8 protein-coding genes are annotated in these 15,291 nt (G+C 36.5%); 3 read left to right on the forward strand and 5 right to left on the reverse strand.

The genetic code is table 11. The features are described 5' to 3' along the window. Window positions 1-74 precede the first annotated feature (74 nt). Genes kduI through ACFSQS_RS14225 form a run of 3 tightly spaced genes read left to right on the forward strand, consistent with a single transcriptional unit; the run spans window position 75 to window position 2,924 of the window. The gene (gene kduI, locus ACFSQS_RS14215) at window positions 75-917 is read left to right on the forward strand and encodes a 5-dehydro-4-deoxy-D-glucuronate isomerase (RefSeq protein WP_388020381.1); all 843 of its coding nucleotides are present in this window, start codon (window positions 75-77) and stop codon (window positions 915-917) included. Window positions 918-940: 23 nt separating this feature from the next. Then, entirely contained in the window at window positions 941-1,729 is a 789-nt protein-coding gene (locus tag ACFSQS_RS14220; protein ID WP_388020384.1) for a gluconate 5-dehydrogenase, read from the forward strand. Between the two features lie 16 nt (window positions 1,730-1,745). Next, window positions 1,746-2,924 (forward strand): DUF4861 family protein, encoded by a 1,179-nt coding sequence (locus ACFSQS_RS14225; protein WP_388020387.1) that lies wholly within the window; start codon window positions 1,746-1,748, stop codon window positions 2,922-2,924. Window positions 2,925-3,058: 134 nt separating this feature from the next. Here ACFSQS_RS14225 and ACFSQS_RS14230 read toward each other — a convergent pair whose 3' ends face one another. The 5 genes from ACFSQS_RS14230 to ACFSQS_RS14250 form a co-directional block, all read right to left on the reverse strand. Next, entirely contained in the window at window positions 3,059-5,608 is a 2,550-nt protein-coding gene (locus ACFSQS_RS14230; protein ID WP_388020390.1) for a DUF4955 domain-containing protein, read from the reverse strand. A gap of 227 nt (window positions 5,609-5,835) precedes the next feature. Continuing rightward, window positions 5,836-7,227 carry a DUF3472 domain-containing protein gene (locus ACFSQS_RS14235; protein WP_388020393.1) on the reverse strand — a complete coding sequence of 464 codons (1,392 nt, stop codon included), beginning with the start codon at window positions 7,225-7,227 and terminating at the stop codon, window positions 5,836-5,838. Between the two features lie 53 nt (window positions 7,228-7,280). Continuing rightward, window positions 7,281-8,012, reverse strand: coding sequence for a hypothetical protein (locus ACFSQS_RS14240; RefSeq protein ID WP_388020396.1), 732 nt, complete (start codon window positions 8,010-8,012; stop codon window positions 7,281-7,283). Then, window positions 8,009-12,040 carry a discoidin domain-containing protein gene (locus ACFSQS_RS14245; protein WP_388020399.1) on the reverse strand — a complete coding sequence of 1,344 codons (4,032 nt, stop codon included), beginning with the start codon at window positions 12,038-12,040 and terminating at the stop codon, window positions 8,009-8,011. The genes ACFSQS_RS14240 and ACFSQS_RS14245 overlap by 4 nt, the downstream gene beginning before the upstream one ends. 189 nt (window positions 12,041-12,229) lie before the next feature. Beyond that, window positions 12,230-15,091, reverse strand: a complete 2,862-nt coding sequence (locus ACFSQS_RS14250) for a discoidin domain-containing protein (RefSeq protein ID WP_388020402.1) — start codon at window positions 15,089-15,091, stop codon at window positions 12,230-12,232. Between the last annotated feature and the right edge of the window lie 200 nt (window positions 15,092-15,291).

A 15,291-nucleotide genomic window follows, 5' to 3' on the forward strand; every position in this document is an offset into this window, starting at 1 on the left:
AATTAAAAATACAATCGATTGTATTTTTATGTAAATTGCCTATATTTGTAAAATATCACTAATACGTTACAACTATGAAAACACATTATTCAACAAGATATGCAGCTTCTCCACAAGATGTAAAATCTTATGACACATCGAGACTAAGAGACGAGTTTTTAATTGATAATTTGATGGAGGCCGATAAGATAAATTTAGTTTACTCGCACTACGACAGATTTATTGCAGGGAGCGCAGCACCAACAAATACGCCGCTAAAACTTGAAACCATTGATGCTTTAAAAGCTGATTATTTTTTAGAAAGAAGAGAATTAGGCATTATAAATGTGGGCGGAACAGGAACAGTAACCGTTGACGGAACAGAACACACATTAAAACACAAAGAAGCTTTGTACATTGGCCAAGGCAATAAAGATGTGGTTTTTGCCAGCAAATCTGCTAGTAATGCAGCACAATTTTATTTAAACTCTACACCTGCACACAAAGCTTATCCTGATAAAAAAATTGGAACTAACGATGTCGAAGTTATCGAATTAGGCTCGCCAGAAACCGCAAACGCCAGAACCCTAAGAAAGTACATAGTAAACAGCGTTGTAGATGTTTGCCAATTACAAATGGGAATGACCACCTTAAAAGCAGGAAGCTCATGGAACACCATGCCAGCCCACGTACACGATAGACGAATGGAAGTGTACTTTTACTTTGAAGTACCCGAAGACCAAGCCGTTTGCCATTTTATGGGGCAACCACAAGAAACCAGACACATCTGGATGGGCAACAACCAAGCCGTAATTTCTCCACCATGGTCTATACATGCTGGGTCGGGCACCAGTAGCTACACTTTTATTTGGGGAATGGCTGGTGAGAACTTAGATTATAGCGATATGGATCATTGCAAGATAAACGAATTAAGATAACCACTAAAAACACACAACAAAATATGTCAACCAAATTATTCGATTTAACAGGAAAAACAGCCCTGGTAACAGGCGCTGTACATGGTTTAGGTATGGCTATGGCGAAAGGACTAGGAAATGCTGGTGCCACTTTAGTAATAAACAATCATACAAAAGGCACTTTAGAAAAGGCTATTGCTGAATATAAATCCTGTGGACTAAAAGCTTATGGTTATGGTTTTGATGTTACAGACGATAAAGCTGTTGAAGCAAACATAAAAAAAATTGAAGCCGAAGTTGGCCCCATCGATATTTTGGTAAACAACGCGGGCATTATCAAAAGAACCCCTATCGTTGAGATGGAAACCGCAGATTTCGAGCAAGTTATAAAAGTTGATCTTGTAGGCCCCTTTATAGTATCGAAATATGTGGCAAAAGGGATGATTGAACGCGGTGGCGGAAAAATAATAAACATCTGCTCTATGATGAGCGAACTGGGTAGAGATACCGTTAGTGCTTATGCCGCCGCCAAAGGGGGGTTAAAAATGCTTACCCGAAGCATGGCTACAGAATGGGCCAAGTATAATATACAAACCAATGGCATTGGCCCAGGGTATTTTGCCACGAGCCAAACGGCTCCTATTCGAGTTGATGGGCATCCGTTTAACGAATTTATTATTAAAAGAACACCTGCTGCGCGTTGGGGAGATCCTGATGATTTACAAGGTGCAGCAATATTTTTGGCCTCTAAAGCAAGTGATTTTGTAAACGGCCACGTGGTTTATGTGGACGGTGGTATTTTGGCAACCATTGGCAAACCAGCTAACGAATAAATAAAAAAACAACAAAATGAAACGACTTTGTAAATCGATTTTGTTTTTTTCAACTTTAGTGATGCTTTCTTCTTGCGAGAAAAAGGAGAAAGCAACAACTATTAGCGTTAAAAATACGCTTGATGTTGAAAGAACTTTTGAAACCGTAGAATTAACCAAATCATTATTAAACCTTGAAGATCTTTCCACTACAGGAATCTTAAATACAGAAACCAACACGTTGGAATTGACGCAAACCGTTGATAACGATGGCGACGGAGTTTTAGATGTTATTTTATTTCAACCCAAAATTAAAGCCAATTCAGAAAGTACTTTCAAAATAGTTACGGTTACAGAAGCCGAAAAACCAAAAGCACCAGAGTTGTGCTATTCGCGTTTTGTGCCCGAACGTACCGATGATTATGCCTGGGAAAACAACAAGGTTGCATTTAGAGTATTTGGCCCAACGGCTCAAAAAATGGTGGAAGATAACGTTGCTGGCGGAACACTATCCAGCGGTATCGATGCGTGGTTAAAACGCGTAGAGCATCCTATTATTAACAATTGGTACAAAAAGGAAATCGAAACCGATGGCACCTACCACGAAGATACGGGAGAAGGCTTAGATAATTTCCATGTTGGGGTAAGCCGTGGCGTTGGTGGTATTGCCGTAAAGGTAGATAGCACATATTATTTTTCGAAAAATTATACCAAATGGCGCAGCATTACCACAGGCCCATTACGTACCAGTTTTTATTTAGAATACGAAAATTGGGATGCTGCCGGAAATACCATTAAAGAATCAAAAATTATTAGCTTGGATTTGGGAAGCAATTTCTCTAAATTCACAACACATATTGAAGGCACTAATACCATTGCTGCAGGTTTAACTTTACACGAAAAAGATGGCGATGTTATTGCAAATGGTACTGATAATTGGGTAAGCTATTGGCAACCTCATGCCGATTCTGAATTGGGTACAGCTATTATTGCCCCAAAAGATTATTTTGTTGGTTTTGAAAATTATAATGTTGAAACTAAAGACCTTAGTAATGCTTATGCGCATTTAAAAGTAACAGACAATAAAACGGTGTATTACGCAGGTTTTACTTGGAAAAAAAGTGGTCAATTTAACTCGAACTTAGAATGGCAAAAACACTTAAGCGATTTTTCAAATAAAATAAACAATCCGTTAGAGGTTAGTTTGAATGAATAATGCTTTTCAGATTAAACACTTAAAATAGACAATAAAAAAAGGAGCGAGGTTAAATTTCGCTCCTTTTTTGTTTAAAATTATTCGCATCGCTTCAGGTTATCAATAACAACTTGAAGCGCTATCACATTTTCAACCTATCGTATAACTATCTTTTTTGTAATTACATTCCCTTTATTGGCTTCCTTCAATCTTAAAAAATATATACCTTTTGCTATATTAGACACATTAATAGTTTCGGTGTTTTTACCGCTGTAAACTGCTTTTCCAATCACATTAAACAAAGAAACAGACCCAATTTTAAATGCTTTATCAGCAACTCTGATATTTAGCGTATTTGAAACGGGGTTTGGATATATTCTAATATTATTTTTGAACTCAAAAGCTTCGTTTGACAAAGCTGTAGGCGACACAAAATACTTAACATCTGATATGTAAAACGTGCCATTTCTATTTGTTGGAGACCAAGCAGACGGACTACTTGTGTATTTAAAAGCCAAAGTAAAGGTTGAACTGGTGTAGGCCGATATATCTAAAACAGATTCGATATAAGTCTGCGGATTTTGGCCAGATGTTGCAATTTGGTTAAGGCTGGAGGTTACATTGGTCCAAGTAGCAGTTGTTACGTTATTAGTATAATTGGTAGAAACGAAAGCTTCTAAAGCCGAAATACCACCATTGGCGTAACGTTGCTCGGTCCAAAAACTAACATACTTATAAATATCGCTAGCACTTATGTGCGGATTATTGGTTGAAACATCAACGGTTTGCATAACCACCCAAGCTTCCAATTCATAATTAGTGTTAGAAGAAGTACCAACAATTGAAAGTGCTCTTTGGTCTCTTGGCTGGTTTGCTGGAATTCTAATTGCCGGCCGGGGTTCTGTAAATTCGTTATTTGAATCTGCCGCATCCGGAATGTCGCTTATCCGTTTTCCTATTTGGGCCTCATTTTGCGAATCGGGGTTTTCTACGACCTGTACCGAATAGCCTCGGTTTTCAGCCCCAAAATCATCATAATGGAAAATGGGGTAAAAAGGGCTTGGCGCCTCTTGGTCAATCCAACTTGGTAAGCTTCCTAACCGGTACGCCAATTGCGCCTCGTAAAGAGATTCTTCATCTACATGCGTGCCTTGAGATTCATTTTCTTGATATTGATTGGCGTTTGTTGACATCGTAAATCCTTTTAGCCCAGAAATTATCGGCATTAAAAATTTAGCGTATCGTGTTTCAGCATTTGGTCGCCAAGATTTAACGCCATTACTTTGATATGAAACACCTTCAAAATTCCACAGCACCATGTGCCTTAAATGATTTGGCAATGCCCCTGTTGATCCACCTTGTTGAAAAAAGAAACCACCTTTACAAACATCAAACAACGTGGTTCTGGGTTGACTGGCATGAACTTCCATACCCGAGTTGCCATTTTGCGGGCTCTCATTTCTCCAAAGTACGTTTCCAATAGATAACCCATTTACGCCACACCCGTGCCATATCCCCGATGTATAATCTATATTTTTTCCTATTAAACAACCTGTTGCAGAATTTGTAACTATAAAATTATGCCCTGGGTTTCCTGTGTACGTATTGTTTATGGCCGTACAATTTGCTGAAAACTTGAACTGTGCCACCTGCGACATATTTGAAAACGCGACGTTTGAAATCCATCCGTTTACCACATGGTTAAACTGTACGCCGCTCCAACCCGACGAACTTAAATAGGCATGAGGCCCACTAACAGGTTCTCCGGGATATAATTCTTGGGGAGCCCTGTGGTGAATGTGGTTCCAAATAAAACCGCCAGTATATTTTAAATCTTGGATGCCTACTTCTTCAAGAGCTTTAAAATTATTGATTTTCCAATTATAAGAAACATCAACAGTTCTGTGCAAAGGTTCTTTAAAAGTAATGGTATTGCCATTTTTACCAACTACTTTATGCACTTCTCTAACCTGTACCCCATCATTTACAATTTTTAAGCTTGAAGGCTGATAAAGATCGGCTGTTGTGTATGGCGAAAGTTCTTCAGCTAATAAAGTAGGATTAGTATCTTTAAGATACAACTCTACCCATTGCCCTACTGAAATTGATGAAGCATCGGCAACATCAAGAGAAAATGTTTCTCTATCGGCATTACCAACAACATCGGTTATATAAGTATTTGCTGAATCTTCACCATTCCAAAACAAAAACAAATATGGGCAAACCCAATCTTTTGTTGCCATATCGGGATGTGTTGTATTGTCTTTTTGATACAATTCGGTGCCTCCAACACCTGAGCCACTTCCTTTTATTACAATATTACTTTTAGAAATTCTTATCACTTCACTCAAATCATCAACACTTCCATCATTTACAACAAAACGCCCCGGTGGAAAAAAAACAACCCCTCCAGTTGGGTTAGCTTCAGCTGCAGCAATAGTTGCCATTATTGCAGATTTATCGGAAATACCATCGTTGGCAACTGCTCCGTAATTTGTAACATTATAAACAGGTTGCGAAAAAGAAGCCGGTAAACCAATCTCGCCATTATGATACCCCGCATAACTAAACGTTGGTAAGATTGGTTCAGAATTATTAATCTGTGCATCAACCCAATTTTGGTACAGAGCACTTGGGTTTTGTGCCTGTAAATGTAATTGGAACAGCAAAAAGAAACATACCAAATAAGGCAATATTGTTTTCATAACAATTTGTTTAAAAAATAATTTAACCAAAACTATATATATATAACAACTTGTTCGAGGGTATAGCTATCCAATTAGGGGTGGTTTAAATGTTTTAGCTTTTGTTAGCCTCTTGATTTAAAGCATAATAACAAACAATTGGCTGAACTAAAAAAGATACATAAAACGCCCTAAATGCCGCAACACTTTACAAAAAACCTAGGCGATTATATTAGGAAGATTTGTATTTAAAACCGATTTTGTTCATGGGCAGGAATTTTAGGCAGTGTTTCAAAATTTATGTTAGGCCATGTTCCTGCTGGTCTTGAAAATTTTTCACCTATGTTGGTCTTGTTATTAAAGAAACCGCAATTCCTTAAAAAGAAAGTGCCTTCAATAGTACCACCTGCATAATCAAGCCTATCCCCATTTATTGCTGTGGCATCTGCAGAAAATATGGTATTGGTAATTTCATTCCAGGTATTATCAGTAGTATATACCCATTGATTTCCAAAGCGTGCTTCTCTGGCAATATAGCCTGTACTTGGTATAAAATTCTCTAAAAACGAATGCAATCTGGTTAAATACGTTTTGGTTTTGGGTCTTCTTAGGCTTGCTATTAATTGCCATCTACCTTCAATTGGATTATAAAAATACCCTGTATAATCGGTAGAGCCCTCAACAACTGAAGGCTCTCCTTTTAACAGGAATTTATAAGTTGTGCCCGCTTGCCAATTAAAAACCTTAAAACTTTGTTTACCAGAACCTTCGTTTCCAAAATCCTGTACTGTAACGCCTTCCCCGTTACCTAGGTTTGTTACTTTAAAATCTTCTGGTATTTGGTCTGGGTTGTCTGTTTTATAGGCACTCCAAATGGAAAATAAAATTCTTCTTTCTGAATTTGAGTTAACCTGCATACCAAAATAACCTTGAGCATGGCCGTTTACCATAAAAAAGGAACCTAACACATCTTCTCCTTTGGGAACCGTAACTTCATTATAAAACCATTGCACCTCTTTTTTTGGGGGCTTGTTGTACAACAAATGGACTGAAGGGCCTCTTCTGCCAAAATAAAAGTTGTTGGTTGGCACAAAATCTACACCATGGGCAATTGCAGAGCCCCCAATTAGCAAGTCTTTAATTTCTGCCACCAACTCACCTGTCTTTTCCAAGCCTTGTATTTCAATATAATTATACCCCGCTGGCACAGTAAATATGCCCACTTTTTCTGTTTTAAACGTATTATTGGTAAGATTAATGCTTTTGGAAACTTGCCCTACGGTAACCTTGATTTTAGAGGTGCCATCTGGGGATTTTACATTTAAACCTATATGTAAGTCTCCGGCTCCGGTTTTAATATAAGTACGTATAACATCATCTAAAGATGACCAATTTAGAATACCGGATTTAGTGATAATCTTTTGGTCTTTAGATACATTATTTACCACCCAACTGCTAGCAGCAATAGGAATTGTTTGGGTTAAGTCTAGGGCCTGCAAATGGTGATCGTTTTTTACTGTTTCTTGCAATGAAAACTTACTGCTTTTAGAAGCAGAAGAACAAGCAAATATTGTATTAATTAAAATTATTAAAACTAAAAAAGCGCTTATTGAATGTGGTTTTGTGATTAAATTTTTCATTTTTTTATTAAATAATAAACCTGACTAAAAGCAATTTGGCCAAATGATTTGTTTTATATTCCTATAAAGCTAAATATGTCTGAATTTGAAATATTTCCTTGAGTATCTTTTGTTTTTATGCTCCAATAATATGTTTTACCGGCCTCTACTGTTACATTATTTAAGGTTGTTTGTGTAATTTCTGTTTTATATTCTGCTGGTGGGTTTGTTTCTCCAAAATAAATATCGTGGCTCTCAATATCGTTATCAACATCACTTGCAGACCACTGCAATGTTATGTTACCATTTGGTACACTTGCACCTAGAACAGGGCTTACAGCCTCTGCTGGAAATGGTGCATAAGATGATACACCATCTCCGGCATTAAAAAATTTCCAAGTTGCACTTATAGCGGTTGTTGATGTTTTATTTGATCGGGATACTATAGACCAAGAATATGGGTTTCCTCTTTTTAATTTTACAGAAAGGCTGTTTTCTATGGCTGAATAACTAGTTGTAGATCCTGTGTTCAAATCTTTTAATTGTAAATTATAACTATCTGTATGTTTACCAGCATTCCATTGAAAATTGATGGTACTCTCGGTGGGTGTTATGTTAGTGCCTTCGGTACATTCGCTATTAGCATCAGGAAAAACAAGTGTAGCTGCAGTTGGATTGTTTACAACTGGAGGTGTTGGATCCTCACCTGGGCTATCTCCATTACTACAGGCAAAAAGGGCGAACAGGCTAAAAAACAATAACGTACTTTTTAGTTGTTTATGAGAGAGATATATTATTTGCTTCATTTTTTTACAATTTTTAAATTAGATGAACTAGTTGCTGTTTCTAATTTCAGCAGATACAGACCATTATCAAAATGACTTCCATCTATTACAATGGTACTATTGTTAACAGGCAAGTATCTTGATTGGATTAACTTTCCTGTGATTGAATACACTTTAACCGAAACCATTTTTGAAGAGTCGTCTCCTATATTAACTAATAAATAGTCTGTAAAAGGATTAGGAAATGCCACTGCTTTGTTTGACACTAAGATTGATTTTTCAAAAACACCTTGACAATCTTTTTCTGTACCTATGCGAATGGTATTCATTCCGTTCTTTAAATTCAAAGTAATTTCTGAATTTGTAGTATATGTTGTTTCACCATTTAAATTAATAGAATAACGCTTTCCGTTTGCTAAATTTAATGAGACCGATTTTTTTCCAGTATTAACTTTTGATAACACAGCTAAATCTGATGGTTGGGTTATAACAATATCATAACACCTTTTAAAATCTGTCTCAGGTATGTTTTTTATAGTAATGCATACGGTATATGTTCCTGCCTGCAAATCTGTAAGCTCAACATCATCAGTAAAATCTAGAGTATCAGTACTTCCATTTCCAGTTAGGGTTACCATATAATCATGCTCCTCAACTGCAGTTATAATAATTTTTCCGTTATCGCTATCTCTACAAGTTTCGCCAATGGTTTGTATTTTAAAGTTGTTAGCCGGTAGTGTAAACAAACTACAACCTTTATCGTTTACAGCATCATTTAGTGGTGTTTCCGGGCATTCATCATCGGCATCTAGCACGCCATCGTTATCGTCGTCGTCGTCACAAGCATCTCCCATTCCATCACCATCAAAGTCTGCTTGGTCTTGATTATCAACACCTGGGCAATTATCATTTACACAACCAATTAATGTTAATTCTGCGGCCGAAGTCCACGCACCATCGTTAACCTCAGAAAGTGCTACTAACCTCATATACCTTCCTTTTATGGGTGCATTAAATGTTACCGTTTGCCTAGAACCTGTATTCTCAAAAGTTCCAGAGTGTGCAACCTCTCCCCAATTTGTACTATCGAAACTAAAATACAATTCATAGTCTTTTATTCTACCATTTTGGCCACTAGGTCTTGGGGTGTATTTAAACTCACTAATACTATACGAATTTCCTAAATCGATTTGAATTTCGTGAGGATATGGATCTGTTCCCGTGCTCCAACGTGTGTGCCATATTGTTGAATCGTCTCCATCAAAAGCCATAGTTGCCAAACCTGGGTTGTTTGTTTCTTCACTATCAACATATATTAACGACCATTCGTTTTTAGGTAATTCGGCAGGATTACTACAGTCTAAAATTGAAGGACAGGTTGTTGTTGTAACCATATTAGGGATTTCTTTTACATAGTCAACACCATTTTGAGTTACCGTTAACTTGACTGTATAAGACCCTGGGCTTCCTAAAACAACCTCTGGGTTTCTAATATTTGCATCGCTTATATAAGCTGGTGCAGGGGTTATTTCCCATTTCCAACTGGCTCCTGAATGATTTAAAATAGAATGATCATCAAAATGCAAGACATCATCCATACATTTATTGGTTACGTTTTCTACCCACGGGTTAATTATTGGAATAAAATCTTGTTCTTGTAATGGTGTTTCCCATACTCCACCACTTCCTGCAAGTCTTAATTTAGCATCTCTGTAAAAAGGAATAGCGGTATTTACACTAAAATTTCCTGGGTAATTATTAGCAAATAAGTCCCAATCTTTCATATTATTTTTTCTGAAATAAGCCTGAGATTTATCGCCGTTTCTACTAGTAGTAAATAAATAAACCAAGTCTTCGCCTGTGTTAGATGGTTGTACAACCAACTTCTTGGTATAACCATTTACTGTTCCGGACCAATTTGTCCATGTATCTCCACCATCGGTAGATTTAAAAACTTTGCCCTTATCGGCGGTCCATGCACCATTAGAATAACAAGCATATACTGTATTTTCATTGTAAAGTGATATAGCAATGCTAGTTCTCCCATTCATTTTACTACCTCCATTAGCATTATTGCTTAATGACGGTTTGTAAACCCAAGTGAGTCCCTGATCTTCACTTTTATAAAGTCCAGCTCCTTTTATATCGGCATATAATACATTTGGGTTTGTTACACTCATTTGCACATCCATCACTTCGCCACTAAAAGTATGTAATGATTTGAAACTTTCGCCCATATCTGTACTTTTCCAGAAGCTATTACCTTCACCTAAAAATAATATTTGAAAATAATTTGGATGGTGTATTAAATTGCCTCTACTACCGCCATATTCTAACATATTGGGGTATTTAGAAAAGTTGAATTTACCTTCGTAAACAGATTCTGCTGTGCTTGGTAATATCCACCCGCCTCCAAGATCATCAAAAGCGACATGTTTACTTTTACCTTGAATGACCCAACCTGTTGGAGATTCGGCACCTCCCATTCGCAATGCCTTTCCATTATAAAAATCTGCCATTGCCGTATTTCCATTATGGTATCTTCCGCCTACAACAATATCTTCATTCCATCCTTGATCAAATCCCCACATATCTGATCCTATCAATCCATTTATTCTGGGTTGAAAATCGGTTTCAAAAGCATCGGTAGAAAAACTCATGCCTCCATCTGTAGCTACCCAAACTGAACCATCTGAAAACCATTTTAAGTCTTGTATATCTGGATGTATTGAAAATCTTCCAAAATAACCACCAATGGCATCAAAACTAAGACCTCCGTTATTTGTTTTAAACAATGTAGTTGTACCAACCATAAACTTAGATTGGTCTGTTGGCGATATTTCTAGCACCAAATCAAAATAACCTTGACCGTTGTTGTAAGGAAAAGCATCTGTGTTACAATCTATAATTTTAGTCCAGGTCCAGCTGCCACCACTTGTAATTCCTTTATAAAGCTGAGGTGTATTATCTGAACTTAACATAGTTGTCAATAGCATATTGGGGTTTGCTGGCGTTACGGCAATTAAGCCACCGCTAGAATCGGCAATTGCAGGAAATCCAGAAACTGCAGAAAAGTTTGTTCCTCCGTCTAAGGACTGTATAATTTCAAAATTCCCATTACTGGCTTTACTTATTGCATAAATAACATTGCTATCATTAGGCTTAAAATCAACATCATAAGTTTGTCTTGTAGATTTCTGTGCCCATGTGTTTCCGGCATCCGTAGATATATAAACACCTTTATTAGTAGATACAAACATTTTATTAGGGTTACCACTATCTATTATAATATGATTTGCAGAAAACTGAACACCACCTTGTAGTAAAGGTACCCATGAGTTTCCTCCGTTAACCGTTTTGTGTATTTGATTACCGGCTGAAACATAAACAATATTTGAGTTTGTTGGATGGATGGTAACGGCATTAATTCCTCCAGAAAACACATAATCGCGTGCTAGTAGTGTCCAATTTTTACCGCCATCAATAGTTTTATTTACATAACCTGTTTCAGTTCCGCTAAAAAGAATATCAGAATTTCCAGAAAAAGCATCAAACGCATAAACGTTTACTTGCCATGGTGCCACTGGTTTTGGTGTTGAGCTATTGTCTTCATTTAACCAAAATGTGTTTTTTGGCCCTAAAAACGTCCAATTAGAATTGGATGCATCAAATAGTTTTTGAGCTTTTTGATTGGCTTTATAAGAGTTAGCACTAGATTTTTTTGCTTCTAAATGGCGTATTACTCCGTTTTTGTCAGCATAACTCGCTACAACTTTTCGCCAAATTTTGTAATAGCGAATTATGGGGTTTTTTTGCTTTCCTTTTTCTTTAAAGTATTGTTGGTATCCATTTTCTATCTCATTAAAATTAATAGGATACTCATAAAGCATTTTTGCCCAGTCGGGATAATTTTCGTTATAGCTTGGTTTATTAATGGAATTAACACCCGGCAATTCGTCATAAGGCGTAATTTCAATTTGAGCACACACGCTTTTGTGCATAAAAAAGAAGACACCTAAGACCGTAATAATTTGTAATATTTTTTTCATTATTTAAGTTTTCTATAAAAATTATTTCTCTGTTAATGATGAATTCGTTTTGAGTTGTTTAATTTAAACACCTTATAATTAAATATTTTGAAAATAAAATTGATTTTGTAATCTTCAGGAAGGAATATTCCATCCACTTCCTACTGCACTTTTAACATCTTAACCCTAAGTTTTACCATTTTCTTTTAATTATCGTGTTTTCACATTAATTTCTGCCGCAGAACTCCATGGGTTTCCATTTACTTCAGATAATGCAACTAATCTGTAATATCTACCCCTTTTTTCTGTAAATGTTACCGTTTGTAAATCTTTACTATTTGGCCATGTTCCAGAAGCTACGGGCTTTCCCCAATTGTTAGGATTATCACTAACATAGATTTCATAATCTGCAATTCTACCATTAGCTTGGTTTTGCCTGGGCAAATAAGTAAAGCCTGTAATGTTTTTAGATTCTTTTAAATCAATTTGTATTTCATGTGGCAATGGGCTTGCTCCAGACGACCATTGCGTGCCCCAGAATGTAGCATTGTTTCCATCAATGGCATGTATAGCAGGAGTGTACTCGTTTGTAGTTTCTTCACTATCTACATAGTTTACAGTTGGTACAACAATTTTAAAATAGGTAATAAAATCTGTTAAGGTTTGTGTGCTTGTTCCTCTTGAGTCTGTTACTGTTAAGGTTACATCAAAACTAGTTCCATTAGCTTTATCGTAAGTAACTACTGGTCGCTCTTCGGTTGAAGTAGAGGGTGTTCCTCCAGGGAAACTCCAAAGATATGTTGCATTTATATCGGCTACGGAATAATCTGCAAACAAAACAGTTGGATTATTCTCGTCAAATGTATTTCTGTTTGCTGTTATATTGGCTTTTGGAGGGGTTAATTCTATCAAATCATTTTCCCATAATCCTCTTGAAGTTCCTAAACGTAATTTTCCTTTTGCATAATTTATAAACATGAAAGGTGTTTTTCCTGCAGGCATACCCGTTCCAAATTGTTCCCATTGAGCCATACCGCTTTTCCTATAATATACGCCAAAGGTTGTACCTACATACAATATATCATCACTACCTCTTTGATAAATAATAGAATATAAATACTGGTCTGGAAGCCCTGTTGAATAATCGCTCCAAGTTATACCACCATCGGTAGATTTAATTACTTTAACAGCATTTTTTGCACTTCTTAAGGTAACCCATAAATGCTTCGGGTTTTTATCACTCACGGCAAGACGCCAAAGAGAATTGCTCCCTATTAAGGATGTTGGAGGCCCTACTTCTTCCCATGTAGCACCTTCATCTGTAGATTTTATAACCCGGTTAGGATCGACCACAGCATATACATAATTTGCATTGGCAAAGCTCGATTTTACGGCAACTGCATTTTTTTGCTCAGCTTCAAAACTTTTAATCACTTCCCAAGAAGCAGCATTATTGGTCGATTTAGCAAGTTTATAACTTTTATTCCTATCGCCATAATCACTACCATATATGGTGTAATATTGATGCGGATGAAACTCAAGATTATCCAAAGTAATATACCCTAGCTCTATGCCTAAGTTTTGCATTTGGTGTCCTGTTTTTCCGGTTAGCGATCTTTTAACGCGCTCGTGCCCCCAAGGGTGATTGTACATGTATTGATCGTCTATAGGGTTAACATTGGCCGCCATAGCATCGGCTCCATTTACAGCAATCCAACCGCCATAAACACGATCGTCTCTGTAACATGTTGAATTGTGATTAAGCCCTACTGCCATGACATCATTTTTAAAAGACTGACTAAAGCCCCAAAGTTCTTGAATGCCAAGTCCATCACTTTTATCTTTAACAACGGTCATCCCGCCATCTAAAGACACATAAACACCGCCATCGTTGGCATTAAATATTTTATTTCCAATAACTGAAAGTCCATGATGGTCGCCATGTACGCCCGTATGCGCATCATTAGATTGGTAGTTATCATATTGACTTCCTGTTACCACGTTTCCAGACCGATCGTAACTCCAAGTAACACCTCCATCTGTACTTAATTTTAACTTATTGGCTGCACATGCCAAAAAGTTTTCGTCTGTTTCTGAAACGGTAAAAGCAAAATTCCATGTTAATTGTGCTAAATGACAAGTTTCTGTTAAGAAATCGGTAGTTCCCTCTGCATTTACAAGAGGACTTGCGGGTGTACCACAGCATTTTTTTCCAAATGAGTTACCTGAATCTGAAGATTTGAAAAAAGATATTTTATCTTCTGCCCCACCACCGTTATAGCCAATTGCAATATATACCACTTCAGCATTTGCAGGAGTGGTTGCCAATCTTGCACGATGCGATTTAGTTGAATAATTAGCTGGATAACCATTACTAATAGTAGTAAACGAATCGCCACTATTTGTGGATTTTTTAAAATTGATCCAATTAGATGATGAAGATGCTTCTAGAATATATACTGTATTTGGGTCATTCGGTTTTATACGCATATCCCAAATTCTTTTCGAGGTTTTGTATTTTTGAGTCCAAGACGTACCACCATCTGTAGATTTTAAAAGTTTATAGACCCCTCTATACCTGCCCCCTTCTTGTGTTGTAGCATAAACTATATTACTATCTGTAGTTGCCACATCCAGCCAATTTAGCTGACCAAAAGCATCTGGTTTAAATTTCCTTAAACCAGTATATGACCAATTTAACCCTCCGTTTGTAGATTTTACAACACCTATATCTGTATTGGCATAAACAATTTGCGGATTACTTCGGCTATAAATAATTTCGTTTACCCATTCTACTTCTGGCACATCTCCAGATACAAAAGTATAAGTATCGCCATTATTACTGGTAAGCCAAATTCCTGCAGTAGATGCACCTATTAAAACTGAATTGGTGTTACTAGGGTTTATACGAATAGACCTTACAACACCTGTGCCTCCATTATCTTGCGTAGTATTCCAGTTTAAAAATATTTGAGACCATGCATTTCCGTATTGTGCTTCAACAAAAAGAACAGATAACAATAAAGTTAAGTATAATACTGTATTTCTTTTTTTATGAATTTTAAATTTCATTTTTTACACAATTTATAATGAACTCATTTAACAAACAGTTGTTATTGTAGTTTAATAGATGACCGGAATGTTATAAGAAAACAACAACCTTAATTGTTTATGGAATACAAATTTCTGTTTAGAACTAGTTGAGTTTAATACATAGCAATTCTAAACCTTCTTAAAAAAATTCTTTTATTAAAAAAATAGAAGATTGGAAA

The organism is Gelatiniphilus marinus (assembly GCF_042684345.1).
GTDB classification, from domain to species: Bacteria; Bacteroidota; Bacteroidia; order Flavobacteriales; family Flavobacteriaceae; genus Gelatiniphilus; species Gelatiniphilus marinus.